26 protein-coding genes and 1 tRNA gene are annotated in these 24,160 nt (G+C 62.5%); 17 read left to right on the top strand and 10 right to left on the bottom strand.

Annotated features, from left to right (window positions below; genetic code table 11):
* The 13 genes from B4E36_RS16795 to B4E36_RS16735 all read left to right on the top strand — a co-directional run.
* Positions 1-227: hypothetical protein (locus B4E36_RS16795; RefSeq protein WP_345900590.1), on the top strand; the 227-nt coding region annotated here is incomplete at its 5' end.
* Positions 227-952: a hypothetical protein gene (locus B4E36_RS16790; protein WP_292058027.1), complete on the top strand. Its 726-nt coding sequence runs from the start codon at positions 227-229 to the stop codon at positions 950-952. The genes B4E36_RS16795 and B4E36_RS16790, both read left to right, overlap by 1 nt.
* Positions 952-1,575, top strand: coding sequence for a hypothetical protein (locus B4E36_RS16785; protein WP_292058025.1), 624 nt, complete (start codon positions 952-954; stop codon positions 1,573-1,575). Before B4E36_RS16790 ends, B4E36_RS16785 begins: the two co-directional genes overlap by 1 nt.
* The gene (locus tag B4E36_RS16780) at positions 1,572-1,997 is read left to right on the top strand and encodes a DUF6950 family protein (protein WP_292058023.1); all 426 of its coding nucleotides are present in this window, start codon (positions 1,572-1,574) and stop codon (positions 1,995-1,997) included. The genes B4E36_RS16785 and B4E36_RS16780 overlap by 4 nt, the downstream gene beginning before the upstream one ends.
* 1 nt (position 1,998) lies before the next feature.
* The gene (locus B4E36_RS16775) at positions 1,999-4,626 is read left to right on the top strand and encodes a phage tail protein (RefSeq protein WP_292058021.1); all 2,628 of its coding nucleotides are present in this window, start codon (positions 1,999-2,001) and stop codon (positions 4,624-4,626) included.
* 90 nt (positions 4,627-4,716) lie between these two features.
* Entirely contained in the window at positions 4,717-6,216 is a 1,500-nt protein-coding gene (locus B4E36_RS16770) for a hypothetical protein (RefSeq protein WP_292058018.1), read from the top strand.
* Complete coding sequence (locus B4E36_RS16765) at positions 6,213-7,361, top strand: tail fiber domain-containing protein (protein ID WP_292058016.1); 1,149 nt, start codon at positions 6,213-6,215, stop codon at positions 7,359-7,361. Before B4E36_RS16770 ends, B4E36_RS16765 begins: the two co-directional genes overlap by 4 nt.
* 1 nt (position 7,362) lies before the next feature.
* Complete coding sequence (locus B4E36_RS16760) at positions 7,363-8,724, top strand: phage head spike fiber domain-containing protein (protein ID WP_292058014.1); 1,362 nt, start codon at positions 7,363-7,365, stop codon at positions 8,722-8,724.
* 27 nt (positions 8,725-8,751) lie between these two features.
* Complete coding sequence (locus tag B4E36_RS16755) at positions 8,752-9,951, top strand: hypothetical protein (RefSeq protein ID WP_292058010.1); 1,200 nt, start codon at positions 8,752-8,754, stop codon at positions 9,949-9,951.
* Positions 9,952-9,955: 4 nt separating this feature from the next.
* Positions 9,956-10,393 (top strand): hypothetical protein, encoded by a 438-nt coding sequence (locus B4E36_RS16750; RefSeq protein WP_292058008.1) that lies wholly within the window; start codon positions 9,956-9,958, stop codon positions 10,391-10,393.
* A 65-nt stretch (positions 10,394-10,458) separates the two neighbouring features.
* A complete protein-coding gene (locus B4E36_RS16745; RefSeq protein WP_292058005.1) occupies positions 10,459-11,409 on the top strand; it encodes a glycoside hydrolase family protein in 951 nt (316 codons plus the stop codon).
* On the top strand, positions 11,406-11,813 hold the full coding sequence (locus tag B4E36_RS16740) for a hypothetical protein (RefSeq protein WP_292058004.1): 408 nt from the start codon (positions 11,406-11,408) through the stop codon (positions 11,811-11,813). Before B4E36_RS16745 ends, B4E36_RS16740 begins: the two co-directional genes overlap by 4 nt.
* Before the next feature lie 3 nt (positions 11,814-11,816).
* Positions 11,817-12,137 carry a hypothetical protein gene (locus B4E36_RS16735; protein ID WP_292058001.1) on the top strand — a complete coding sequence of 107 codons (321 nt, stop codon included), beginning with the start codon at positions 11,817-11,819 and terminating at the stop codon, positions 12,135-12,137.
* 80 nt (positions 12,138-12,217) lie between these two features.
* Here the strand turns inward: B4E36_RS16735 and B4E36_RS16730 are convergent, their stop codons facing one another.
* The 3 genes from B4E36_RS16730 to B4E36_RS16720 are packed head-to-tail and all read right to left on the bottom strand — an operon-like array spanning position 12,218 to position 13,904.
* Positions 12,218-12,886 carry a hypothetical protein gene (locus B4E36_RS16730; RefSeq protein WP_292057999.1) on the bottom strand — a complete coding sequence of 223 codons (669 nt, stop codon included), beginning with the start codon at positions 12,884-12,886 and terminating at the stop codon, positions 12,218-12,220.
* Positions 12,887-12,903: 17 nt separating this feature from the next.
* Positions 12,904-13,548, bottom strand: a complete 645-nt coding sequence (locus B4E36_RS16725; protein ID WP_292057998.1) for an SOS response-associated peptidase — start codon at positions 13,546-13,548, stop codon at positions 12,904-12,906.
* Positions 13,548-13,904 carry a hypothetical protein gene (locus B4E36_RS16720; RefSeq protein ID WP_292057995.1) on the bottom strand — a complete coding sequence of 119 codons (357 nt, stop codon included), beginning with the start codon at positions 13,902-13,904 and terminating at the stop codon, positions 13,548-13,550. The genes B4E36_RS16725 and B4E36_RS16720 overlap by 1 nt, the downstream gene beginning before the upstream one ends.
* Before the next feature lie 278 nt (positions 13,905-14,182).
* Here B4E36_RS16720 and B4E36_RS16715 point away from each other — a divergent pair.
* Positions 14,183-14,259: transfer RNA gene (locus B4E36_RS16715), tRNA-Pro, on the top strand.
* Positions 14,260-14,403: 144 nt separating this feature from the next.
* The gene (locus tag B4E36_RS16710) at positions 14,404-15,348 is read left to right on the top strand and encodes a formylglycine-generating enzyme family protein (RefSeq protein ID WP_292057993.1); all 945 of its coding nucleotides are present in this window, start codon (positions 14,404-14,406) and stop codon (positions 15,346-15,348) included.
* On the opposite strand, the gene clcA is transcribed toward B4E36_RS16710, so the two are convergent.
* Positions 15,349-16,701, bottom strand: coding sequence for a H(+)/Cl(-) exchange transporter ClcA (gene clcA, locus B4E36_RS16705; protein WP_292057991.1), 1,353 nt, complete (start codon positions 16,699-16,701; stop codon positions 15,349-15,351).
* 210 nt (positions 16,702-16,911) lie between these two features.
* On the opposite strand from clcA, the gene B4E36_RS16700 reads away from it, so the two are divergent.
* The gene (locus B4E36_RS16700) at positions 16,912-17,397 is read left to right on the top strand and encodes an acyl-CoA thioesterase (protein ID WP_292057989.1); all 486 of its coding nucleotides are present in this window, start codon (positions 16,912-16,914) and stop codon (positions 17,395-17,397) included.
* 135 nt (positions 17,398-17,532) lie between these two features.
* On the opposite strand, the gene B4E36_RS16695 is transcribed toward B4E36_RS16700, so the two are convergent.
* The 6 genes from B4E36_RS16695 to B4E36_RS16670 form a co-directional block, all read right to left on the bottom strand.
* On the bottom strand, positions 17,533-18,207 hold the full coding sequence (locus B4E36_RS16695; protein ID WP_345900589.1) for a BA14K family protein: 675 nt from the start codon (positions 18,205-18,207) through the stop codon (positions 17,533-17,535).
* 114 nt (positions 18,208-18,321) lie between these two features.
* Entirely contained in the window at positions 18,322-19,353 is a 1,032-nt protein-coding gene (locus B4E36_RS16690; RefSeq protein ID WP_292057987.1) for a histone deacetylase family protein, read from the bottom strand.
* Between the two features lie 60 nt (positions 19,354-19,413).
* Positions 19,414-20,286, bottom strand: a complete 873-nt coding sequence (locus B4E36_RS16685; RefSeq protein ID WP_345900588.1) for a sigma-70 family RNA polymerase sigma factor — start codon at positions 20,284-20,286, stop codon at positions 19,414-19,416.
* Positions 20,286-20,735, bottom strand: coding sequence for a carboxymuconolactone decarboxylase family protein (locus B4E36_RS16680; RefSeq protein ID WP_292057983.1), 450 nt, complete (start codon positions 20,733-20,735; stop codon positions 20,286-20,288). Before B4E36_RS16680 ends, B4E36_RS16685 begins: the two co-directional genes overlap by 1 nt.
* Before the next feature lie 113 nt (positions 20,736-20,848).
* A complete protein-coding gene (locus tag B4E36_RS16675; RefSeq protein WP_292057981.1) occupies positions 20,849-21,370 on the bottom strand; it encodes a GNAT family N-acetyltransferase in 522 nt (173 codons plus the stop codon).
* Positions 21,371-21,378: 8 nt separating this feature from the next.
* Positions 21,379-21,945, bottom strand: a complete 567-nt coding sequence (locus tag B4E36_RS16670; protein WP_414673776.1) for a helix-turn-helix domain-containing protein — start codon at positions 21,943-21,945, stop codon at positions 21,379-21,381.
* A gap of 290 nt (positions 21,946-22,235) precedes the next feature.
* On the opposite strand from B4E36_RS16670, the gene lepA reads away from it, so the two are divergent.
* Positions 22,236-24,062, top strand: a complete 1,827-nt coding sequence (gene lepA / locus B4E36_RS16665; RefSeq protein WP_018062774.1) for a translation elongation factor 4 — start codon at positions 22,236-22,238, stop codon at positions 24,060-24,062.
* Positions 24,063-24,160: the final 98 nt, after the last annotated feature.

Below are 24,160 nucleotides of genomic sequence, written 5' to 3'. Positions count from 1 at the left end.
CGAGCCGATATCGCATACCGTCGATGACATCGCTTCAGGCAGCGCGGAGCGGCGGCGACACGCATATCAGTCTCGGCGGGATCAGCATCGCGGTACCGGAGGGGACAAGCACGCGGGATGCGGAGGCGATCGGGCAGGCCGTTCGGCGGCAGCTCGACCAGTTTTCGCGCTATGAGCTACCGGGACGGGTGCGGCAAATTCAGCGCAATCCGAACAGGGTGGGCTGATGAAGTCGCTTGCGCAATTCTTCGACCATTTGAAACTGATGCCGATCCGCTGGGATATCCAGCGCAATGACGAACTGTCGGGAACCGGCGAGGGCGTGGTGTATCAGGCCGAGCTTGCTCCGCCGCTCTGGAAGGCTGAGGTTACGATCCAGCCGGTACGGCTGACGGAAGCGCAGGCGATCTCCGCGCTTGTGCGCGGCCTCGGCGGGGCGCTCGAGCCGTTCATGTTTCGCGATCCCTATATATGCGGCCCGCGGCTTGACCCGGCCGGGATATGGATTGTCGGATCGACGGTGACGATCGGTTCGGTGAGTGGCGGGCGCATCAGCCTTTCCGGCCTGCCGCAAATCCTCGACTACCAGGCCACTGCGAATGCGTTGTCCGAATGGCCGGAAGATGAGGCCGACCGGACGGCGGTCAGCGTTTCGGGCGTGCCCGCCGGCAATTACCAGCTCTCGGCGGGCGATAAGCTGCAGGTCAGCGTTTCGGGCGGGCGGACGTATTTCCTCGAGGTCTCGGAAGATGTGACGGCGAGCGGCAGTTCGACGCCGTTGTTCTCCGTCTTTCCGCGCCTTCCGGCCTCGGTCGTCGTGGGCAATGCCGTGACGCTTTATCGCCCGGCCTGCCCGTGCGTCGTTGTTCCCGGATCGTTTCAGGCGGGCACGGTCAGCGGCAATATCGTTTCCGGTATGGGCTTTTCGATCGTGCAGAAGCGGGGCGTGTGATGAAGAGCGTTTCGGCGGCTTTTATCGCGGCGCTTGTCGGCGCGCGGGAGGCGGGGCTTGTGGCGCGGTCGCTGGTCTATGTGACGGCGCGGGACCGGGCGAGCGGGGCCCCGGTCTCGATCGGTTTCTGGACCGGCGGCGAGGATCTGGATATCGACGTGATCGACGGTTCCAGCGGCGGGATCGTAACGCGGACCTATCTTGGCGACGTCAATCTCGATGTTCCGGAAATCCCGCGCGTTTCTGACATGACGATCCAGACGGTCGATATCGGGCTGTCGCAGATCGCGGCGACCGTGCAGCAGCTCGTGCGCGGCTGGGATGCGCGGCTTGCCTCTGTCGAGGTTCATCATCTTCTGATCGATCCGGAAACGGGACAAGCGGCGGGGCCGGCTGAGGTTGCATTTCTTGGCATTGTCGACGGCGAGCCGGTGGAAACGCCGGCGGCGGGCGAGGAGGGCGGGATCACGCTGAACCTGATCTCGGCAGCGATCGCCATGCTGGCGCGCACCAATCCGCTGAAATCCTCCTATGAGGGACAGAAGCGCCGGCAGGATGACCAATGGGGCCGGTATTCCGGCGTTGTCGAGAACTGGGATATTCCATGGGGGCGGGCCGCATGAACACGCTTATCCGCATCGATGGCTGGCGGGCGCGGTTTGATGCCGCGTGCGATGCCATGCGGCGCAAGCCGTTTGCCTGGGGCGATCACGATTGCCTTGTCGGGCTGGTCGGCGACAGCGTGGAAGCGCTGACCGGCGCCGATATCGTCTCGCCCTGGCGGGATCGCTATACGTCTGGCATCGGCGCGCTCAGGGTGTTGCGCAATGACGGGTTTGCAGATCTCGGCGACCTGGTCGCGACGATCCTGCCGGAAATCCATATCTCCCGCGCCCGCCTCGGCGATATCGCGGCCATTCCGTCCGATGACGGTTTCGGCTCCGCGCTCGGCGTCGTCAATGGCGAGCGCATCCTCGTTCTTCGACCGGAGGGTTTCGGGACGGTCGATCTCTTGAGCGCAACGCGCGCCTTCCGCGTCGGGTGACATGATCAGATTCCTATTCCTTACGCTCGTCGCCTTTCTCACGGCGGCGACGGCGGCGCATGCCGGGCCGCTGTTCGGCGCGATTGGCGCTATCGCCGGCTGGATCGGGTCTCTTGGCGTTATCGGCCAGGCGATCGTCGGCATTGGTCTGAGCGTCGGCGCGAGCCTGATCCAGCGGGCGATATCCGGCAAAGAGAAGAAGACCGAGACGCGCGACCCGGGCGTCAACCTGTCGATACAGATGGGCGACAACCAGCCGCTCACCTTCATCGCCGGCGACTACGCGACGGCCGGGCGGCGCAAATATGCGGGAACCTGGGGCGAGGTCGACGGTACGCCGAACGCCTATTTCGTCGACGTGATCGAACTCAGCAGCCTGCCGCAATCCGGGCTCAATGGCGTTTGGGTTGACGACCAGAAGGTGACGCTGCTGACCGGCGAGGCGCATGGCGAATTCGGTTTTCCGGTCGCGGAATATCGAAGCGGCGGCGCGGACTATATGTGGGTCAAGTTCTATGACGGCTCGCAGACTTCGGCGGACACCTATCTGATCGATCGCTTCGGCGGCAATGCCGACAGGCCGTTTACCTCGGCGATGATCGGGCGCGGGGTGACCTATGCGATCGTCACCTGCCGGTATGATCGCGACCTGTTTTCGAGCGCGCCGAGCATGTTGTTCGAACTGGGATCGATCCCGCTTTACGATCCGCGCAAGGATAGCACGGTCGGCGGCAGCGGATCGCATCGCTGGGACAATCCCACCACCTGGGAGTGGTCGAACAACCTGCCGGTGATCATCTATAATGTCATTCGCGGCGTCTATTACGGCGATCAGTGGATTTATGGCGGGCAGGACCTCGCTGCCTATCGCCTGCCCGTTGCCAACTGGATGACGGCCATGAACGAGGCCGATGCCTCAGTCGATGACGGCGCGGGGCCGGTTCCGGCGTTTCGCGGCGGATATGAGTTTCGCGGCGATGAACGGCCGATCGATGCGATCGAGGAGTTGCGGCTTGCCTGCAACGCGCGGCTTGCCGAGGTCGGCGGGGTGTTCAAGATCTCGGTCGGCGCGCCGGGCAGCGCGATCTATGCGTTTTCGGACGATGATATCGTCATCACCAAAGGCCAGTCATTCGCGCCGCATGGCTCGCTTGACGACACGGTCAATGCCGTCGAGGCGACCTATCCGGAGCCGGCGGAAAAGTGGACGATGAAGGACGCGCCGGCACGCTATGACAGCGCGCTGGAGGTGCTGGACGGCAATCGCCTGCCTCAGGCCGTGAGCTTCGAGGCCTGCCCCTTTGGCGGGCAGGTGCAACGGCTGATGCTGGCGATGCTGAACGATGCGCGCCGGTTCCGGACGCACCAGATATGCCTGCCGCCGGATGCCTGGCCGCTGGAGCCGAATGACGTCGTGTCATGGACCAGCGCGCGCAACGGATACGAGGACAAGAAATTCCTTGTGGTCGCGCTCGCCGCGCCGATGAGCACCAACGTCATCGTCTCGCTGAAGGAAATCGACCCGGCCGATTATGACTGGTCGGCGGCCGATGCGCTGCCGACGGCGGTGGGCTGGATCGGGCGGATCGGCGTTCCGGCGCAGATCATGACCGGCTGGACCGTGGAGCCTGCAACGCTCTATGACGCCGCCGGCAATGCCTGGCGACCGACAATCAAGGTTTCGTGGGCCGGCGGGCTGGAGGATGTCGAGCGGGTATGGGTGCAGGTTCGGCTCGCGGCCTCGGGCGATGTTGTCTTTGACAGCGACAGCACGCGCTATGCCAGCCCCTACTACGCGCTGCTGCAGCCGGTGTTCCGCCATAACACCGAATATCAGGTGCGCGGGCGCTATGTACCGATCTCGCGCCGCCCGACGGAATGGTCGGCCTGGCTTGCCGTCACGACGCCGGATGTCTCGACCGATCTCGATGTCACGCTCGATACGGTCGGCGAGGATGTGCGCAAAAGGATTGAGGAGCTTCAGGCCGGTTACGACTATCAGGATTTGCGGATCGCCGACATCGCCACATCGATCTCGTTGCAGGGCTCGGTCGGACTGCTCGACCGGTTGGAACTACGGCAGCAGACCGGTAACGCGCTTGCCCAGATCACCGAGGAGCGCCTGGTGCGCGCCACGGAAGACGAGGCGCTGGCGCAGCAGATCGTGTTTCTCGGCGCGGAGCTGGATGAGGCGACGGCGGCGATCGTCGGAGAGGCCATCGCCCGCGTCACCGCGGACGAGGCGCTTGCGGAGCAGACGACCGAGCTTGCCGCGCAGCTCAATGACAGTTTTGCCAGCGGACAGATCAAGTTTTCAGCGGCCGCCAACCAGTCCGGCGTCACCGCCCGGTTTTCGGTGCTTGTCCGCGCCGGAACGGGCGGCAGCTACATCGAAAGCGGGTTTTTCCTCGAAATCTACACCGAGGGCGGCGTGCAGAAATCGCGCTTCGCCGTCAATGCCGATCAGTTTGTCGTTCTGAACAACGGGCAGCGGCCGCTTGTCTTCGAGGGCGGGGAACTGAAGCTGAACGTTGCCAATATCGGGACCGTGAATTCCGGCCTGATCGACAGCCTGAACGGCAAGATGACCATCAACCTCAACGCCGGGAGCATCGTGATCCGATCATGAGTGGAAAGATAAAAAGTCGCGACGGTCTGATAGAAATCGACCTCGACAGGGGCGTCATCATCATCAGGTCGAGGCGCGAGATAGCTGGCGATGACGCAGACACTGATCGGCATTGACAGCCAGGGCGTGGCGTCGGTCAAGATTTCGACCGACGCCTATGATCCTGTCACCACGCCCGACACGACCTATGGCGCGTGGCTCTACAACTCCAAATTCGACCCGATCCGCTATTGGGGTGATTACACCGCGGTTGACATGGATGGCGCGCCCGCCGTGCAATATCTGCCATCCGGAACGAACCAGGGCAATTACCAACTGGCGATCACCGGCGGGACCGTGACGCGGTACTGGTTTCGAAACGCCTATTTCGCGGGGCTGCATTACACCCAGCCGGTGTTCCAGAAGAAGATCAAGACCTTCTCCGGGCGGTTTTCCGGGCGCGTCGTTCAGAGCTATCATGGCTATCAGGATCGCAGCGGCTATTTCGCCTCATCAGGGGCGTGGTCGGAGCCATGGCACACGGGCTGGAGTGTCGTTAACCCGACCTATGTCGGCTCTCCCGGCAACGGTACGTTGCTGGACCCGAACTACAACCAGAACGCCGACCCGGAAAGCAATACAGTCTTGCAGGTCTGGGACCTGCCGGGCAATGCCGATCCGATCCTCGACCCGCCGCTTTCGCCGGTATCCGGTCAGACATCGGTGATCATCAACAGTTCCACCTGCCGGGTGGCAAAGCCGGGCTATGACGCCAACACCGCGACCGAAACCCAGCTTGCCTTCGACAGCGCGGTGCTGCCGATCAAGGTGGTTGCCGCCAATGACGTCGCCGTGCCGTCCGGCGTCAGCTCCGTTTCTGTCGGGGCGATCCCGGACGATTGCCTTGTCGACGTGCATTTCTACACAGGCGGCGACATCTGGTATCCGATCTCGCCGCTTACGAGCGGCAGCTACAATCTCGGGGCGGAATACTGGATTTCGGGTGGGCAGTTGAATTTCGACAACCCCTATGGGGCCTGCCGGGCGCGGTTCATGATCTATGCCAGCAACGGGGCCGGGCCGACCTATGGCAACAATGACGTGCTGCGGCAGTTCAATGATGGTTCGCAGAATGTTGTGCAGTTCCTGCGGCCGGGTGCAAGCGCCAGCCCGAGCTTTCGCGACATCATTCTCGACAGCCGCTGGCCGGCCGTCAGGATCATCAAGCAGGGCTATATCCCGATCACGGCCGACGGCAACCAGCAATGGCCGGTGAGCTTCGATGCGGGCGGGGCCTGGCCGTTCGTCAAGTTCATGACGGTGCATGGCGGGGCGAGCACGGCGAACGAAAGCTATTCCTCGGCGGTGCGCGAGCCGTTCTCGAAGGTCCTCTACATCAACATGCCGGGCTCCGGTGGCGGGACGGCGGGCGATACCAGCTATTGCAAGCTGACCGGCTCCGAGGCGCGGTTCTACACATTCCGGGGCTCGCCGGTGCTGAGCTACTACGCCAACGCCTCCGACTATTCGGCCGGCACCCTGACGCATCGCTATGACGACAGCCCGATCCAGGGCATCCGCTATTACATTTTCGGGATACCGCAGCCATGAATTACACGACGGGCACAATCACGCTCACCAACGGCTCGGCGGCCGTTACCGGCAATGGCACGGGCTGGGCGACGGCGCTGATCGCCGGCGGCGTGATCTACCCGCAGGCCGCCGGCAATCCCCTGCCGATCGCAAGCGTCGACAGCGACACCGCGATCACGGCGGCAACCGAATGGGTCGGCGCTACCGGCACTTATGCCTATGCGCTTCAGCGGCAAGATGACGCCAACCAGGTGATCGCCAATGCGGCGGCGCTGGCGGATTATATCCAGCGGCTCGACAATGAGACGCTCTCCGCCCTGGCCGGGTTGACGCCTGCGGCTGACAAGCTGGCCTATTTCAGTGGGGCGAGCACTGCAACATTGACCACGCTGACGAGCTTCGCGCGGTCGCTGCTCGATGACGCCAACGCGAGCACAGCCTTGACGACGCTGGGCGTCTCGGCTTTCGCAAAAACCTTGCTGGACGACACCGACGCATCGGCGGCGTTGACGACGCTGGGCGTCTCGGCATTCGCAAAAACCTTGCTGGATGACATCGACGCTTCGGCGGCTCGGGAGACCTTGGGGGCTGCATCGTCAGCGGCGCTTTCGAACTACCTTCCTGTTGGTGGCACGGCGGCAAATGCGAGTGCGGTTGGTGGCGCCCCTCTTTCATCCTTGGCTAGGGCGGCGTCGGATTACATTTACGGCCCAAACGCCACGAAAGTGCTATTTCCAACGGGAAGCTCCATCTCCATGATTTATTCGAACCATGTGCGGTTCGCATGGGATGACGGCTTTTACTACAGCATCGACGGCAACAATTTTGTACTGATCAATTCATTGCCGTCCGATGCGAAATTCAAGGATGTGATCGAAGACGCCAGCGAATTCGACCTCGCGGCGCTTGCGCCGGTCAGGTGGCAGAGAAAAGAGGATATCCCGGTCGGGCTTCCAGAGGGTGATCGTCTTGGCTTCCTTGCGCAAGACCTGCTGGCGTTCGATCCAGCCCTGGTTCGGGAAACGCCCGTTCCGGACAAGTCAGGGGAAACATACCTGGCACTTGCGGATGACGCCGCCTTGCAGCTCATCGCGCATCTCTGGCGAACCGTGTGTGCTCTGAGCGATCGGGTTTCCGCGCTCGAAGCGGCGGCGGAGGCCTAGTATGGCTGAAGTCCTCGAAATCACATCCGATCCGAACGGCATCTTTTCGGCTAGCGGGCTTAGCCTCCTGGCCGATCCGGATGCGACTGCGGGAAGCTATCCGGTGAGTTATCGCGTGTTGCGAAACGGGCGCGTGCTGCTGGAACGATCGGATACAATCACCGTCAGCGCCTCGCCCTACAAGGCGGCAAATGCCGCAGGCGGGGCGGGCTGGCCCGGCGCGCTGCTGGATTTCAGCGGCGATCATTATCGCCTGACCGCCAATGCGGACATCGAAAACGCGAGCGCGGAAGCGATCTGGTATCCGGCGCCCTCTGTCGGCTTTTCAGATGTCGTCACTTTCACCCGCGCGGGTGCTGCGACCTATATCGACGCCAACGGGTTTCTTCAGGTCGCGGCGAGCGGCGCGCCGCGTTTTGACAACAGCACCGGCCGGCGCGGGCTTCTGCTGGAGCCGTCGGCAACCAATCTCTGCGTCAACAAGAACGTGTCCCTGCTTGAGGCTGGCGCGAACACCATCGTCACGCCCATGCCGGGCGAGATCGGCCCGGATGGTGTGACCGGCAATGTCTACCGGGTGCAGCTGCCCGCAGAAGGCAACACGTTCGTCCGGCTTGCTAATGTCGTGGGCGGGTCACAGACGGCGGTATCTGCCTATGTCAAGCAATACGACCCGGGCTCGCGACAGTTCGCGTTTGGCTTCGACGGGTCGGTCAACAATCTTTTCGAGGCCACGACGGACTGGGCGCGATACGAAAGCACGGGCACGGCGGGCGTCGGCTCCATCGCGCTCGTTAACAACATATCTTTCGCGGTATCTGACACCTATGCCTCCGATATCCTCGTCGCCTTCCCTCAGGTGGAGGCCGGCTCGCGCGCGACAAGCTATATCCCGACCAGCGGATCGGCCGTCACCAGGCCTGCCGACAGGGCGCAACTGAGCGAGCCCGTTGCAGCGCTTCTCCGGCGCAGTGAGGCGTCCATTGTGATCCAGGGCGAGGGTGTTCTCGGCGCGTCCGGTCGTCTCATCGGCGGCGCTGCTGGCACCCGGCTGTTGGGTTTCGACGCGGGGCAAACAGCCATTGTGGCGGGCAATGCAGCGACGCTGTCGCTCGGGGCTGTTTCCACGCCGCTGCCGTCATTCGGGGTGGCGGTCGGTTACCACGGGGCCGGCAAACGCGGCAGCTATAACGGCGACAGCGTGCTTGCCGATACCGTGGCGATCGACGCTGATCTAACAGCCGCTCTTATCGGTCGGGACAGCGCCGGCAATTTTGCGCGTGGCTGGTATTACCAACTCGTGATCTGGCCGTTCCGGATGACCGATGCCGATCTTCAGACGAGGGCGCTGCCCTATGCCTGACATGCAATTCCTGCCGGAGGTGGCGCAATGATTGGATTGACACTCGGCCTGAGCCTGAAACCCATCCCGGGCAGAGGGCAGGCCTTCTCTCTCGACGCTTTCATGTCCGGCCTCGATGCCGGCTACGTCTATGATTATTCCAAGCTTGACCGCCACTATCAGACAAGCGAGGGCGCGAACCTGGCGGATGAAGATGGAGAGTCTGTCGGCCTCAGCCTGGACAGCCGGCGCTGGGCCGGGCTGGACCTTGCCGAAGTGCAGGCCGGACAGTCGGAACTGGTCACCAACGGGACATTCGCGAGCGATCTGGCCGGATGGGTCAATGACAATAATTACTGGACATGGGTTTCCGGCAAGGCGTTCCACGCATCCGGTGACGTCTTCAACACATTCCGCACCGATGCGTGCGGCGGGCAATCCGGCAATCGCGCGATCCTTGAATTCGATGTTTCCGGCTATGCCGGCGCGTCCGGTCTGCGCGTCCAGTATCGCACCGCAAGCAATACGCCGCTCACCGGCGGTCTGTGGGGAGCGGGTTCCGAACGGCCGTCGATCGCGGCGAATGGGCGCCACCGATCCGTTACAAAGGTTCCGGCGGGCGCGGCCTACATTGCCTATGCTCGCGACATAACGTCTTCGTCGATGACGGTCGCTATCGACAATGTGACATTCAGGGTCATACCGGGCCTCGAAGCGGCGCAGGCCACGACCAATTTTCGCCCGGCGCGGCAGGCGAACGGCGTCAAGTTCGACGGCTCCGACGACAGGCTTGTCTCGCTCTACGGGCTTTCCGGCGCGGGCGATGTCTTCGCCTTCGACCACGCCGATATTCCGGCGGTCGTTCCGGCAACGCAGATCCTGTTCGGCGCGCAGGACGGCTCCGGCAACGGCGCCTATCTCGGCATCACCAGCGCTGGCGCTCTGCGGGTGAAAATCGGCCAGGCCGTTATCGATTCCTCTGGCGTCGATCTGCGGGGCGGACGCCATGTCATCGGCTTCTACACCGTCGGCTCGACCGTCTATCTCTACGCCGATGGCACGATCGTCGGCTCCGATGCCTGGACGGGATCGCTGCCTGCAACGCCGTGGCATCTCGGCGCGGTCAACGCCAACGGCACGGCATCTGCGTTTTTCGGCGGATCGCTGTTCTGCCCTCTTTCCGGTCGGGCGACGCTGACCCTCGACCTCGCCAATCAAATCCGCAACGCACTGCTTTCGAAAGGATAAGACAATGCCTACCAATCTTCCCTGCGCGGTGATTGTCACCGCTGCCGCAAAGGCAAGCGCCGAGGCCGTCATGACCGCCTATCGTGGCGGCGCTGTCGAGTTTGGCCGGGCGGTGATCCCGGCCGATTCAGTCGACCCCACGCCATCCTCGACGCCGACGCACTGGCTGCTGTTCGACGCGTCGACCAGCTATGAAGACGTCTCGGTCTATCTGGCCTTCGCGGATGGTGATCTTCCGCCGCTGGCAAATCCGCAGGCCGCATGGGGCGAGGACGGGCTTATCGGCGCGGCCGATGCGCTCACGGCAATCAATGCCGGCAATGTGCAGGTCTATGCCGCCTCGGGCGATGTCATTCCGTCGGAGTTTATCGAGGGCCGGGACGGCCAAGGCGGCCTGTTGCGCGGCCGAGGGCTGATCTACCGGCCGATGCAGGAATTCTAGGCTCCGTCTGGACCAACCCCCATAATCCCGGGCTGCTGACGGCCTGCTTCAAAAGGACAATCGACATGGAAATCACCACGGTCTCGCGCCGGGGGGCGACCTTCGTGCGCCTGCATGAGGGCAATCCCCGCACCGCCTATCTCGATCCGACCGGGACGCCGACGCTCGGGCCGGGCTTCACTATGGCTTCGCCTTATTGCCGCGCGGAGCTGGCGAAAATTGGTATCACCAAAATCGTGCCCGGCAAGACGACGATCGCCAATGACGATGCCGAACGGATCCTGAAGGTGGTTCTCGATACCGGCTATGGCCGTGAGGTTGTCGCCAATTCTCCGGCTGACCGGACGCAATACCAGATGGATGCGGCGGCGAGCGCTGCCTACAATCTCGGTGGGCGAGTGGTGAGCAAATGGACATTCGGCAAGCTTTGGCGCGCGGGAAAGATCAAGCAGGCGGCCGACCATCTCGGGTCGCACTACAACACCTCCAAGGGCAAGCGCCTTCCCGGCCTCGTTCGCCGTCGCAAGGAAGAGGCGCTGATGTTCGAGAAGGGCATTTATACCGGCGTCGACACCGTTGCGGCCGCGCCGGAAGGGGTGGCGCGCGAGGCGTCCGAAACCGCGCCCGAGACCGGCGATCCCGTGGTTCGGGACGTGCAGCAGATGCTGAAGAAGCGCGGCTTCGATCCAGGCGAGATCGATGGCTGGTTCGGGCAGAAGACGAAAGCGGCGGTGATGACCTATCAGATGGCGCACCCGCACCTGAAGAATGACGGCATCATTGGTCCGGCGACGATCGCGCAGCTGAGGCGCGACATGGCAGCACTGAAGGATGCGGCGGAGAAGTCCGGCGCCTCGGCTGCAGCCTCCGGTGCTGTCGCCTGGGCATCCGGGCTGCCGGTCGGTTGGATTGTCGGCGGCGTGGTCATCCTTGCCGCAGTGTGGTTCGCATGGCGTTATCGTGATGTCATCGCGCGCCGCTTTAACACCATGACCGGCCGGAGTGTCGAGGTATGATCGCGACCGCTATCGCATGGCTCTTAAAGCTTGGCGCGAGCGGCATTGTCGATCGGGCGATCACACTGATCGAGAAGCGCGGCGAACTGGCGAACGGTCGGGAAAAGATAGCGGCCGATCTTTCGGCCGAGTATCTGCAGCAGGTTGTCGCTGAAACGCGAATCATGGCGAACTACAATACCGCTAAGCTGTCATTCCCGTGGTTCTGGGCTTTTGCGGCGGCGTTTCTCGGTCCATTGGCGCTCTGGTGGTCGGCGGTCATTCTCGATAGCGTCTTCAACTTCCCATGGGATGTCGCAAACCTGCCAACGCCTGAAATGCGAACCTGGGCGGGCAATATGATCCAGTGGATTTTCTATGTCGGGTCCGGCGCCGGGGCGCTCAAGGCCGTCATCAGGAGGTGACCGGTGACGAACGATCTCTATCAGTCAGTCGGCGAGATCAAGTCCGGGCTGGATATTCTTCTCAAGGCCGAGACCCGAAACGAGGAGAAGCGACGGCGACTTTACGAGCGGATCGAGGTCGTCGAGCGCCAGAATGAAAAACTGCTTGATCAGCAGGACGCGATAAAGGAACGCCTGGAAAAGGCGGAGGTGATCGTCGACGAATACAAGCGGATCAAGCAGATGGGCCGAGGCTGGATGCTGGGCGCGGCCATGTTTGGCGGCGGGGTGACGCTGGCCGTTTCGGACTGGATCACGGCCGCCATCAAGGCGATTGGTCGGTGATGATAGCCGCCTCGGGAAACCGGGGCGGCTTTTTCTTCGTGATGCGTTGTGGCTGTTCTTGGGCTTGCGTTGAAGCGGAGCTATTTCTGGCCTGATAGTCGGACGACGGGTAAGCAAATCTTTTCGATTGTTGTAATCTGGGCTGCAATCGTTTTTGTCATGCTTTTGTCGTCATCGTCATAGGCACCTTCCCACAAATTGGCTTCGATGTTTTTTCGAAAAGCTGGTTCAGTTTCATTGCTAAAATGCAATTGAGAACTTGCCGAGACTTGGAGCATTCGAAACTGTTGAAGGAGTGTGTCCATTGCCCGTTCCACCTCCTCGCCGAAAATAGCCCGGGCCATCGGCTGACATCTTAGCAATGCCTCACGATTCTCACTCTCGTTTTCAATCCGCGTAAAGTAGACCTGCGCCGTTGCGAGCTTGTTCAATTCGCTCTCGGTCGCTGGCACCACACCATTCTCTTTAAGTCGCTCTTTTGCCATATGAAGTTCGTATGCCATCAGAAGCGGTTGGCGTATATTCCGTAAACTCCGGCGGACTTTATATGTAGCTGTTAATACGGTTTCTGCCTCTTCAATGTGGCGCGCTGACAAATGTTGCTGCCGCCAATCATCGAAGGTCCGTCGGCCCCACCAAGCCGCAACGCCGACAGCGATCGCTCCGGCAAGGGTTCCTAGTCCTGAAAACACCTGCCCGAAAGCTGACCATTCTGCGGCGGTCCATGTTGAGAATTCTAAAGCGCACATTCGAAACTCGGCAAGTTTCAGGTTGTACTTTGTTGATTAAGCAGAATCATCGAACTATCCGCCAGCGGCCGCTGCAGCCCCTTCGCCTCATCCCATGGCGCGCGCATCCACACATCCAGCTCCTCCGTCGTTGTCAAGATCACCGGCATCGCCTTCGGGTGGATCGGCTTCACCACGGCGTTTGCCTCGCAGGTGAGAAACCCGAACAGCTCGTGCGTGCCGGGCCGCGGGGTCTTCTGCGAGCCGCGCTCGCCCTCCCACGCCGTCCAGATCCCGGCAAACGCCGCAAGCGGTTTGTCTTCGTTGATGGCAAACCAGCGTTTGGTCTTTTTCGGCTTGGTGTTCTCCCACTCGCAGAACGTCGTCCACGGCACCAGGCAGCGGTTTGCCGGGCCCAGCCAGCGCCGCCAGTGCGGCGATGTCGTGTTGCGGATATTGGTGACGCCAGTATCCGGCTTGCCCTTGGTGACGAAGGAAGGCGAGGGCATGCCCCATGTGGCGAAGGCAAGTTCGCGTTCGCTATCGGCCATGCGCACGATCGGCGCGGGCCGATCGGGATAGCAGTCGCCATTCAGATCGGCGCGGTTGGTCAGGTCGCGTTCCGGCTTGAAGAGTTGGCGCACGGCTTCATGACTGGTCGTGTTGTTATACAGGTTGCACATTACGGCTTATCCCCCAGCTTCACCGTGCGCCATATGCGGCGCATCCCGGCCGGTCTCCTCACCCGTATATCACCATAATCGCCGAGGCTTGGCGAGAGCAAGGCTGTCGCCATGTACTCCATCGTCTTGCAGCGGGAACAGGCGAAGGGCGGTTCGTGCACGTAATGCATTCCGCCGAAGATCGGCACCAGGTCGGAGGCCAGATAATTCACCCGCCGCCGGCAGCCGCCGCACCAGACCTGCAGGATGTGCCCTTCTGAGGCTGCATCCTGAAGGGTGCGATAGCCCTTGCCGGGCGGTAGTCCGGGCGGCGGTCTTTGTGCTGGCATGGTTCTTTCGCCTTCCGTATGTTCCATGTTTGTTCTATTTTCGGAAATAGCGAAATCGGAGTCAAGAACACGCAAAAGCCACCTCGGAAAACCGGGCGGCCTTTTTGTTTACCGGGCAGCCGTCCGGCGCGGTCAAGGCGCTCTTTGCCGGAACCTTCGGAGAACATCTGGTGGGAGTTTCGTGGGACTTCTGTTCCCGCCATCTGCCTTCCGGGCCAAATTTTCCGTTTTTGTTTCAGAAATGCTTTTTGGCCCTTGCGCGACAAACGCCGAAAGTCTAATGGGGACGGGCCGTAACGGTTGGTCGGGGTGTAGCGCAGCCCGGTAGCGCACTTGACTGGGGGTCAAGGGGTCGTGGGTTCGAATCCCGCCACCCCGACCATTTCTCCGGATTTTCTTCTCGATTTTGATCGTTGTTCGCGTCCCCCGCTCGGAAGTCTGCGACAACACGTCGTTGGCAATCGCCGGCCGGAATTGCTACAGGGAACGTGATGAAGACGACAGCAGCAAGACTGGGAGCGGATTGATGAGCGTTGAGGGCAAGGGGAGCTGCTGTGCGGTATCCCGCAACAGTGAGAAAACCGCTATTGAGGCCGCTCCGATCATCCCAGCAGGCGTCGGTGAGCGCTCCAACGCGATTGCCCTTCCAGGCGGGCGCAGCCATGTCGGCATTGATAATCCCGCGATCCCCAAGGATGGCGAGGGCCCGGCGCGCTTCGTCAAGCTCAATCCCTTCGCCCTCGAGGCGCAGACCGTCACGATCAGGCGCTTTGCGGAATTCGTCGATGCGACCGGTTATGTCTCCGAGGCCGAGCGCTTCGGCTGGTCCGCCGTGTTTGCCGGCCTGGTCTCGAAAGATACCGAGGTCACTGGCGGTGCCCCCGATACGCCGTGGTGGTGGCGGATCGACGGCGCCTGCTGGCGCCACCCGGAAGGCCCCGGCAGCAGCGTCGAGGACCGGCTCGATCATCCCGTCACCCAGGTCTCCCACGCCGATGCGGTGGCGTTTGCTACCTGGGTCGGCGGCAGGCTGCCGAGCGAGGCGGAATGGGAGCGGGCGGCCCATGGCGGCGTCGTCGGCCGCAAATTCGTCTGGGGCGATGAGGAGCCGACCGACACCAAGATCTTCTGCAATATCTGGCAGGGGCGTTTTCCCGATCACAATACCATGGCTGACGGCTATATGGGCACCGCGCCGGCGCGATCCTTCGAGCCGAACGAGGGCGGGTTCTACAACATGGCCGGCAATGTCTGGGAGTGGACCGCCGATCCCTATCGCATCCGCTCGCTTTCCCGCCATGCCAAGCAGCGCAACGCCGCCGCCGTTGCCGCCGATGAGCGCCTGCTCAAGGGCGGCTCGTTCCTCTGCCATTACAGCTATTGCTATCGCTACCGGATCGCCGCGCGCATGGCGCTGACGCCGGACAGCGCCGCCAGCAATGTCGGTTTCCGCGTCGCTTACGACGCCTGATCAGCCGAGTTCGCTTTCAGGCCGGTGCGGCATGCGTTCGGGATGAACGCCCGCCTGTTTCAGGGTCCGCTCCAGCAATTGCTCGTAGATCGGCTGTCCGCCGAGCCAGCGGGCCGCGACATTGGCGGTGACGCATGTGGCGATCAGCGGCAGTGTCATGGTGTAGGCCCCCGTCAGTTCCAGCGTCAGCGCGACGCCGACCACCGGCGCGCGCACCGAAGCCGAAAACAGCCCGCCCATGGCGGCGATGCCGAAGGCGAGCGGAATGGCGGTTCCTTCCGGCAGCATGCCTTCCAATATTGTACCAAAGGCAAGGCCGATCGCGATGGCGAGCGCCAGCATGGGCGCGAAGATGCCGCCGGGCGTGCCGGCGGAATAGCTCACCACCATGGTGGCGAATCGCAAGACCGCAAGCAGCAGAAGCGCGCTCAGCACGACATGGTCGCGGGCAAGCGAGACGATCACGTTCTCGCCGCCGGTGACGGCGCGCGGAAACAGGATGAACAGCGCCCCGATGGCGAGCCCGATCAGCGCCGGCATGAGGTAGGGAATGCGCTTATGCATCGCGATGGTGAAGCCGGAAACGCTCATCAGGCTGGCGTTGAGCGCAACGCCGACGAAGCCGAGAAGCACGCCGAGAACAACGAAGGCGGGCAGCAAAGCCAGCGCGGGCGTGGCGACCGACATGGAGAAATCCGGCGCGGTGCCGCCGATCACTTCCGTCATCACGGTGGAGAAGAAGGCGGCGACGATGACGCCCATATAGCTGCGGAAGTTATAGGGAAACTGGTTGTGCGTTTCCTCGATGATGAACAGCACGGCGGCGAGCGGGGCATTGAAGGCGCAGGCAAGGCCGGCGGCCGCGCCCGCGCCGAGCAGGCCGCGCCGCTCCGTATCCGAAACCCTGAAGAAATCCGTGGTCGCCGCCGCGATCGACGCGCCGATATGGATCGTCGGTCCCTCGCGGCCGAGCACGAGGCCGGATGACAGCGCGCCGATGCCGGTGAGGAACTTGACCGGCAGAACCCGGCGCCAGCGCACATTGCGCAGATTGCTCATCGCGCCTTCGATTTCCTGCACGCCGCTGCCGGCGGCCTCCGGCGCATAGCGGCGCACGACGGCGACCATGGCGACGGTGACGGCCATGGTGATCAGCGCCGCCGCCAGAACGAGCCAGGGCCCGTGCAGAAGACGCCCCAGCGCCTGCGGCCAGGTCGACAGCCGATCGATTGCAAGGTGGAAAAACGAGCCGATCGTGCCCGTGACAATGCCTGTAACGGCCGCCATGGCGATAAAGCGGGTCTCCGCGCGCCGGTCGCGCCCCTCAAGCGCTGCGTCTTCCGGTTCGCTCATCTTGCGCGTGCCGAGCTGAGGCGCGCCGAAGTTGGTCTGTGCATATATGGCCCCTCTTTCTGATTGCACTATGCAGACTGAAAATGTCTTGTCCAGAGCACCGCCAGCCGCTGGCGACCTCATTCAGCGGCATAGTTTGCTGTTGATTGCATGTAGCTTTCGGGCAAAACTCCGGCCCGATCGAAAACGGCCTGCAAAGAGGGGACATGAATGGACCGCGAACACGATCCCAGCCAGCTTGAAATGGTGGTGCTGATGACGCCGGACATGGCGAATTTTTCCGGCAAGGTGCATGGCGGCGCGCTGCTGAACCTGCTCGACCGCGTGGCCTATTCCTGTGCGGCGCGCTATTCACAGGATTATGCGGTGACGCTGTCGGTGGATCAGGTGACGTTTCGCGAGCCGATCAATGTCGGCGAACTCGTCACCTTGCGGTCATCGGTGAACTATACCGGCCGCACCTCGATGGAGATCGGCATCAGGGTCGAGGCGGAGGATGTGCGCAGCGGCCATCGCCGCCACACCAATTCCTGTTATTTCACCATGGTCGCTGTCGATGCGCACGGCAAGCCGACGCCGATCCCGAAGCTCGATCTCAACACGCCGGACAAGGAGCGCCGCTTCAAGGAGGCGCAGATGCGCCACCAGTTGCGCCGCGAATATGAGAGCCGGTTCAAGGAGTTGAAGGCGGATTAGAGCAATTCCAGGTGAAGTGGACACCGGTTCACCGTCCGGAATTGCGTAAAAACAAAAAGGCTCTAGAGCGCTGCAAGCTGCAGCGCGTGTGCAATAATGCCCCGCGACGGCATGGATCCGTCGCGGGGCGTCTCCTCAGTAATACGGTGAAACGCATTGCTGCCTTGGCCCGTGATAGGGCTGGTAGGTATTGTCGGAGACGCGGTATGATTTGTAGTGATCCTCGCACCACTGATAGTGCTTCGGATTGATCGTCGGCGTGGTCGCGGTGTTGACGGTGTTGTCGTTGTTGGTCGCCGCAACAACGCCGCCGCCGATCAGCGCGCCTGCCGCGAATGGAACCCAGGCGTTGCCGTTCCAGCCCCAGCCCGGACCATAGGGGCCGTAGGGCGGGCCGTACCAGTAGGGGCCGAGCGCCGCCGGTCCGTAATAGGGACCCCAATTGGGCGGCGGCGGGCCATGCCAGTGCGGCGGCGGCGGGCCTCCCCAATGCGGGGGCGGGCCGCCATGCCAGGGCTGGCCATAGGGCGCGCGAACCGGGCCGGGGCCGCGCGGGCCGCCGCCATGCGGGCTATTGTGCCAATAGGGCGGAGGGCCCTGCCAGTGGGGGCTGCCGCCGCCATGAAAGGCCGGGCCGAAGCCCGGGCCATGCGGCGCAAACCCGCCGTGAAAACCACCGCCGTTAAAGCCGCCATGAAAGCCGCCGCCGTGGAAACCGCCTGCCGGGTGGGCAAGGGCGGCCATCGGCGAGAGGGCAAGCGCCGCCGCCGCCGCAACGGCCACAAGTTTACTGCGTGCAAGTCCGAACATCGCATTCCTCCTGCATCTCGAACAAAAACCGCCACGCGATCATTCTAAACCGCAGGTAGCATTTCTTTGCTGAACGCAAGCTGAATAATTGGGGACCTCGCCCGCCTGGGTTTCTCAGCCTTCTTCCATGCCCAGGAGCACGTTTGCGACATTGTGGCCAATCTCGGTGACGCCGTAGCCGCCTTCCATGACGGTCACGATCGGCAGGCCCGATGCCGCCAGCATCGCGCCCATGCGCCGGAAATCGGGCGTGGTCAGCCGGAAGAAGGAGATCGGATCCTTCTCGAAGGTATCGACGCCGAGCGAGACCACCAGTGCTTCCGCGCCAAAATCCGCGATCCGCTTCATCGCGCTTTCCAGCGCCGCGCGATAGGCGCTCCACGGTGTGTTGCGGGGCAGCGGAAAATTGGCATTGAAGCCTTCGCCCCTGCCTTTGCCGGTTTCCTCCGCATGGCCCCAGAAATAGGGGAACGCATCGTCCGGATCGCCATGGAGCGAGGCGAAGAAGATATCGTCGCGCTCATAGGTGATGTCCTGCGTGCCGTTGCCGTGGTGAAAGTCGACATCGAGGATCGCGACCTTCGCCGCGCCGTGATCGATCAGCCGCTGGGCGGCGATCGCGGCATTGTTCAGGAAGCAGTAGCCGCCGAAGAGATCGATGCCGGCATGGTGGCCCGGCGGGCGGCAGAGCGCGAAGGCGTGGCGATTGCCGGCGGTGATATGATCGGCCGCCGAAATCGCGCAATCATTGGCGGCAACGGCCGCCCGGTAGGTGCCATCGGTGATCGAGGTCTCGACCGAATTGGCGTAATAGCCGAGCACACCGTCGATATTCTTCGGCGGGCGGGCATGGTAAGAGCGGCGGACGGGCAGCGAAATCGGGATCGCCTCGCTGGTGAAGCCGGCGGCCACCCACCGCTCCCATATGGTTTCCAGAAATTCGAGGTAGCCAGCATCGTGAAGCTTGCCCGCGACCGCAAGACCGTGCGCCTCGGGCGCGACAATGTCCGAAAACCCGTTCTCCTGCAGCGCCGCCAATACCCATTCCGCCCGGAACGGCCCTTCGAACGGCTTCACCAGTTCACCGCCATGCAGCTCGGTTTTGGCATCGCGGAACCTGTGGTCCTCGGAATAGATAATGCGCATTGTCAAAGCCTCTCCTGTTCGTTCTTCCTTACTGTATCAGGAGGTAAACGGGAATCGCTTTCAGTGCATCATTGGGGCATCGAGGTGTCTCAGCTTGTCGGGATTGCGGATGACATAGATCGCGGCGATCTTTCCGTCACGGGGGAGAAGCGCGGTGACCTGCAACTCGCCATCCGCTTCGCGCGTGACGAATCCCGGCAGGCCGTTGACATAGCATAGCCGAACAAGCTCCGTGTGCTGCGTCCAGGCGATCTCGGCAAGTCGTTCATGGATGGTGATGATATCCTCGACGCCGCTGACAACCCGGAATGCCGCCGACCGCTTGCCGCCGCCATCGGCATGAAAGCTGGCATCGGCCACCAGCATGTCGCGCAAAGCGGCAATGTCGCCGCTGCGCGAGGCAGCATGAAAGGCGCGGGCGACGTCGAGCCCCATCTGGTGTTCGACCGGGAAGCGCGGCGCTTCCTCCCGGACATGGTCGCGGGCGCGGGCCGCAAGTTGTCGGCAGGTCTGCGGGCTGCGCTCCAGAGCGTCGCCAACGGCGGCAAAATCCATTCCGAACACGTCGTGTAGCAGGAAGGCCGCCCGTTCCAGTGGCGAAAGCCTTTCGAGCGCCAGCATCAGCGGCAGGGTGAAGTCGACCTCCGGCTCCTCCTCGATCGCCGGCGCGGGCAGCCAGGGACCGATATACGTCTCGCGTTGCGCCCGCGCCGATTTCAACTGGTCGAGGCAAAGCCTCGAAACCATGCGCCGGAGAAAGGCCTCGTCGGATCGTATCGCGGCGTGGTCGGCCTTCATCCAGCGGATGAAGGCCTCCTGAACCATGTCTTCGGCATCGGCGTGGGAGCCCAGCATGCGATAGGCTATCCGCTTCAGAAGCGGGCGATGCTTCTCGAAAGCTGTCGTTGCTGCCCTGCCATGATCGGTGAGCATCAGGCCGCCGCCGCCGGTTCGAACCACATTTTGAAACCGATCGCGATACGGTTCCAGCCATTGATCACATTGATCATCATTGTCAGTTTTACCTGCTCCTCGGGGCTGAAATGTCGCGCCAGTTCGTCATAGGTGTCCTGCTCGACCGATGCCTCTGAAATCCGGGTCAGTGCGTCGGTCCAGGCGAGCGCCGCGCGTTCGCGTTCACTATAGCATGGCGCCTCGCGCCATGCGGAGAGGAGGTAGATGCGCTGTTCGCTCTCGCCGGCACGGCGGGCTTCGGCGGTGTGCATGTTCAGGCAATTTGCGCAGTTGTTGATCTGGGAGGCGCGGATTTTCACCAGTTCGACAAGCTCTTGTTCAAGACTGCCGGCAATCTCGGTGGAAAAACCAAGCCATTTGCGGGCAATGCCTGGGCTGGAGGCAAAGATATCGACGCGGGCATTCATGGGGATACTCCTTTCAAGGTTTGCACCTCCATGACGATTGCGCGCCGCCAAACGTGACATCGGCCAGGAAAAAAAATAGAATGCTCGCGATAGCGGGCCTGTTTGGCTTGGCGTCAGACCCCGAGCCGCTTGTAGAAAAACGTCGTGCCGCAATAATCGCCATCGGGGTAAAGCGCGTATTCGGGCACAACGCCCACGCGCTGCCAGCCGAGGCGCGGGTAGATCGCTTCGGCAGCGCTTCCCGTCGCGGTGTCGAGCACCATCAGCCAGCGATCGCGTTTCAGGCATTCCGCCTCCAGCCGCTCCATCAACTGGCGGGCGATGCCCCGGCCGCGCATGTCGCGACGCACGATCAGCTTCATCACATCGCCGCGATGCGGCTGGTTGGTCTTGCGGGCGAAGCCAGCCTGCACCGTGCCGACGATATCGTCTCCGTCCGCCGCCACGGCGAGCACGGTGAAACCGTCCGCCACGCCATCGGCGACGCCCTGCCAGAATGCGCGGGCTTCGGCCGGATCATAGGGCGCCATGAAGCCCATCGAAGCGTTGTCCTCGATGCTGTCGCGCAGGAGTTCGCTGAGCGCCGGGATCGCGGTCACGGCTTCCTCGGCGGATAGAAATCTGATGGTCGTCATGACGCTCCTTATCGCGTGCGTTCGATGATGACGGCGTAGAGCACGTCGGTATCGCCGGCATTGGAAAAGCTGTGCGGATCGGCGACCGGCATATAGAGGCAGTCCCCCTTGAACAGGAGATGGGTCTCTTCGCCGATCTCGACTTGCAGTGCCCCGCTCATGATCCAGATATGCTGGCTCAACCCGTCTGCGCCGTGTTTGGGCGGATAGGAAATACCGCCGCCGACCGGGAACCGTATCAGCACGATGTCGACCCCGGAACCGGTGCCGGAGGGAGAAACCGAGCGGCGCGAATAGCCGGTTTCGGGATCGCGCCACACCGGCTGGTCGACCCGGCGCGACAGCGGATCGACGGGCCGGTCGGCATCGGCGAAGAACGCCGACAGCGTGGTGCCGAGCGCGGCGCAGAGCTTCGCCAGAATAAGCGCCGAAGGCGAGGCCTCCGCCCGCTCGATCCGCGAGATCATCGCCCGGCTGACGCCGGAGGCTTCCGCCAGCCCATCCAGCGTGAAGCCGCCGGCGCTGCGTAGGCGCTTGAGGTTGACGGCAATGGCGTGGTCGAAGGTGAGATCCAGATTTTCCATGATGAGATCATGGAATTCTATTATCTTGGAGTCAAGGGTGTGATGATAGAAACGGCCTGCCATGAGAAGCTGTCTTTATGGCGGGATTACCGTGAGCCTCCAACTATCCTCAACGCCCCTGTGCCGTCCAGAGGTGCTAGATCAACATCGCCATCTCCTGACGGCCGCGAATGTCGGAAGCGGAAGCTATATCAGTTCCTGCAGACGCTCGTCTTCTGATCTCGCGGTCCCGCCCGCAATTTCGCTTTGAAGATGCCGCGTCCACTGCTATATGCGCGCGCATGAGCACAAATGAAGATCGCGTTCCACTCGACCATATCCGCAACTTTTCCATCGTGGCCCATATCGACCACGGCAAGTCGACGCTTGCCGACCGGTTGATCCAGATCTGCGGGGGGCTGGCCGAGCGTGAAATGTCGGCGCAGGTGCTCGACAATATGGATATCGAGCGCGAGCGCGGCATCACCATCAAGGCCCAGACCGTGCGCCTGCACTACAAGGCGAAGAACGGCGAGACCTATGTGCTGAACCTGATCGACACGCCCGGCCATGTCGACTTCGCCTATGAGGTCTCGCGCTCGCTTTCGGCCTGCGAGGGCTCGCTGCTGGTGGTCGACGCCTCTCAAGGGGTTGAGGCCCAGACGCTCGCAAACGTCTATCAGGCGATCGACAATGATCATGAGCTGGTGACCGTGCTGAACAAGGCCGACCTGCCGGCCGCCGATCCCGAGCGGGTGAAGGAGCAGATCGAGGATGTTATCGGCATCGATGCCTCCGATGCGCTGCTGATTTCCGCCAAGACCGGCATGGGCGTGCCGGACGTTCTGGAAGCCATCGTCCACAAGCTGCCGCCGCCGAAGACGGAAAAGGGCGCGGACGCGCCGTTGAAGGCGCTGCTGGTCGATAGCTGGTACGACACCTATCTCGGCGTCGTGGTTCTGGTGCGCGTCATCGACGGCGTGCTGAAGAAGGGCCAGACCATCCGCATGATGGGCACGGATGCGAAATATCCGGTCGACCGCGTCGGCGTGCTGACCCCGAAAATGCTGGTGGTCGACGAACTCGGTCCGGGCGAGATCGGCGTCATCACCGCCTCGATCAAGGAAGTGGCCGATACCCGCGTCGGCGATACGATCACCGAGGACAAGCGCCCAACCGAGACCATGTTGCCGGGTTTCAAGCCGGCCCAGCCGGTGGTGTTCTGCGGGCTGTTCCCGGTCGATGCCAATGATTTCGAGGATCTGCGCGCCGCCGTCGGCAAGCTGCGCCTCAATGACGCGTCGTTCTCCTACGAGATGGAAAGCTCGGCCGCCCTCGGCTTCGGCTTCCGCTGCGGCTTTCTCGGCCTGCTGCATCTCGAAATCATCCAGGAGCGGCTGGAACGCGAATTCGATCTCGACCTGATCGCAACCGCGCCCTCCGTGGTCTATGAACTGACGATGACCGATGGCCGCGAGATCGAATTGCACAATCCGGCCGACATGCCGGACGTGGTCAAGATCGCCGAAATCCGCGAACCGTGGATCAAGGCGTCGATCCTGACGCCGGACGACTATCTCGGCGGCATCCTCAAGCTCTGCCAGGACCGTCGCGGCGTCCAGACCGATCTGACTTATGTGGGCAACCGCGCGATGCTGGGCTACGAGCTTCCGCTCAACGAGGTCGTGTTCGATTTCTATGACCGGCTGAAGTCGATCTCCAAGGGCTATGCCTCGTTCGACTACCATCTCGCCGATTACCGCGCCGGCAATCTCGTCAAGATGTCGATCCTCGTCAATGGCGAGCCGGTCGATGCGCTGTCCATGCTGGTGCACCGCACGGCGGCCGAGAAGCGCGGCCGCGACATGTGCGAGAAGCTGAAGGAACTGATCCCGAAGCACATGTTCAAGATCCCGATCCAGGCCGCGATCGGTGGCAATGTGATCGCGCGCGAGACCATCTCGGCGCTGCGCAAGGACGTAACCGCCAAGTGCTATGGCGGCGATGCCTCGCGCAAGCGCAAGCTGCTCGACAAGCAGAAGGCCGGCAAGAAGCGCATGCGCCAGTTCGGCAAGGTGGAAATCCCCCAGGAAGCCTTCATCGCCGCGCTGAAGATGAGCGACGAGTAAGGGCGCCGGGGCAATCAGTCTGAGCCGAAACTCAGTTGTTTTTCGGGGCTTGGCTTTTTACGGAACTCTCAAATTCAATCTCTCCCCTTGAGGGAGAG

The organism is Martelella sp. UBA3392, assembly GCF_002358775.1.
GTDB lineage: Bacteria > Pseudomonadota > Alphaproteobacteria > Rhizobiales > Rhizobiaceae > Martelella > Martelella mediterranea.
Note: the sequence above shows the minus strand (reverse complement) of the source record. Positions and strands in the feature narration are given on the sequence as shown.

Coding starts and splice junctions, on each gene's coding strand:
- B4E36_RS16680 (WP_292057983.1), bottom strand. CDS start 20,735: ATGAATGCCCGCGTCGATATCTTTGCCTCCAGCCCAGGCATTGCCCGC.
- B4E36_RS16685 (WP_345900588.1), bottom strand. CDS start 20,286: ATGCTCACCGATCATGGCAGGGCAGCAACGACAGCTTTCGAGAAGCAT.
- B4E36_RS16745 (WP_292058005.1), top strand. CDS start 10,459: ATGGAAATCACCACGGTCTCGCGCCGGGGGGCGACCTTCGTGCGCCTG.
- B4E36_RS16710 (WP_292057993.1), top strand. CDS start 14,404: ATGAGCGTTGAGGGCAAGGGGAGCTGCTGTGCGGTATCCCGCAACAGT.
- lepA (WP_018062774.1), top strand. CDS start 22,236: ATGAGCACAAATGAAGATCGCGTTCCACTCGACCATATCCGCAACTTT.
- B4E36_RS16695 (WP_345900589.1), bottom strand. CDS start 18,207: ATGTTCGGACTTGCACGCAGTAAACTTGTGGCCGTTGCGGCGGCGGCG.
- clcA (WP_292057991.1), bottom strand. CDS start 16,701: ATGAGCGAACCGGAAGACGCAGCGCTTGAGGGGCGCGACCGGCGCGCG.
- B4E36_RS16720 (WP_292057995.1), bottom strand. CDS start 13,904: ATGGAACATACGGAAGGCGAAAGAACCATGCCAGCACAAAGACCGCCG.
- B4E36_RS16770 (WP_292058018.1), top strand. CDS start 4,717: ATGACGCAGACACTGATCGGCATTGACAGCCAGGGCGTGGCGTCGGTC.
- B4E36_RS16750 (WP_292058008.1), top strand. CDS start 9,956: ATGCCTACCAATCTTCCCTGCGCGGTGATTGTCACCGCTGCCGCAAAG.
- B4E36_RS16690 (WP_292057987.1), bottom strand. CDS start 19,353: ATGCGCATTATCTATTCCGAGGACCACAGGTTCCGCGATGCCAAAACC.
- B4E36_RS16755 (WP_292058010.1), top strand. CDS start 8,752: ATGATTGGATTGACACTCGGCCTGAGCCTGAAACCCATCCCGGGCAGA.
- B4E36_RS16765 (WP_292058016.1), top strand. CDS start 6,213: ATGAATTACACGACGGGCACAATCACGCTCACCAACGGCTCGGCGGCC.
- B4E36_RS16700 (WP_292057989.1), top strand. CDS start 16,912: ATGGACCGCGAACACGATCCCAGCCAGCTTGAAATGGTGGTGCTGATG.
- B4E36_RS16675 (WP_292057981.1), bottom strand. CDS start 21,370: ATGACGACCATCAGATTTCTATCCGCCGAGGAAGCCGTGACCGCGATC.
- B4E36_RS16775 (WP_292058021.1), top strand. CDS start 1,999: ATGATCAGATTCCTATTCCTTACGCTCGTCGCCTTTCTCACGGCGGCG.
- B4E36_RS16740 (WP_292058004.1), top strand. CDS start 11,406: ATGATCGCGACCGCTATCGCATGGCTCTTAAAGCTTGGCGCGAGCGGC.
- B4E36_RS16780 (WP_292058023.1), top strand. CDS start 1,572: ATGAACACGCTTATCCGCATCGATGGCTGGCGGGCGCGGTTTGATGCC.
- B4E36_RS16730 (WP_292057999.1), bottom strand. CDS start 12,886: ATGTGCGCTTTAGAATTCTCAACATGGACCGCCGCAGAATGGTCAGCT.
- B4E36_RS16790 (WP_292058027.1), top strand. CDS start 227: ATGAAGTCGCTTGCGCAATTCTTCGACCATTTGAAACTGATGCCGATC.
- B4E36_RS16760 (WP_292058014.1), top strand. CDS start 7,363: ATGGCTGAAGTCCTCGAAATCACATCCGATCCGAACGGCATCTTTTCG.
- B4E36_RS16785 (WP_292058025.1), top strand. CDS start 952: ATGAAGAGCGTTTCGGCGGCTTTTATCGCGGCGCTTGTCGGCGCGCGG.
- B4E36_RS16725 (WP_292057998.1), bottom strand. CDS start 13,548: ATGTGCAACCTGTATAACAACACGACCAGTCATGAAGCCGTGCGCCAA.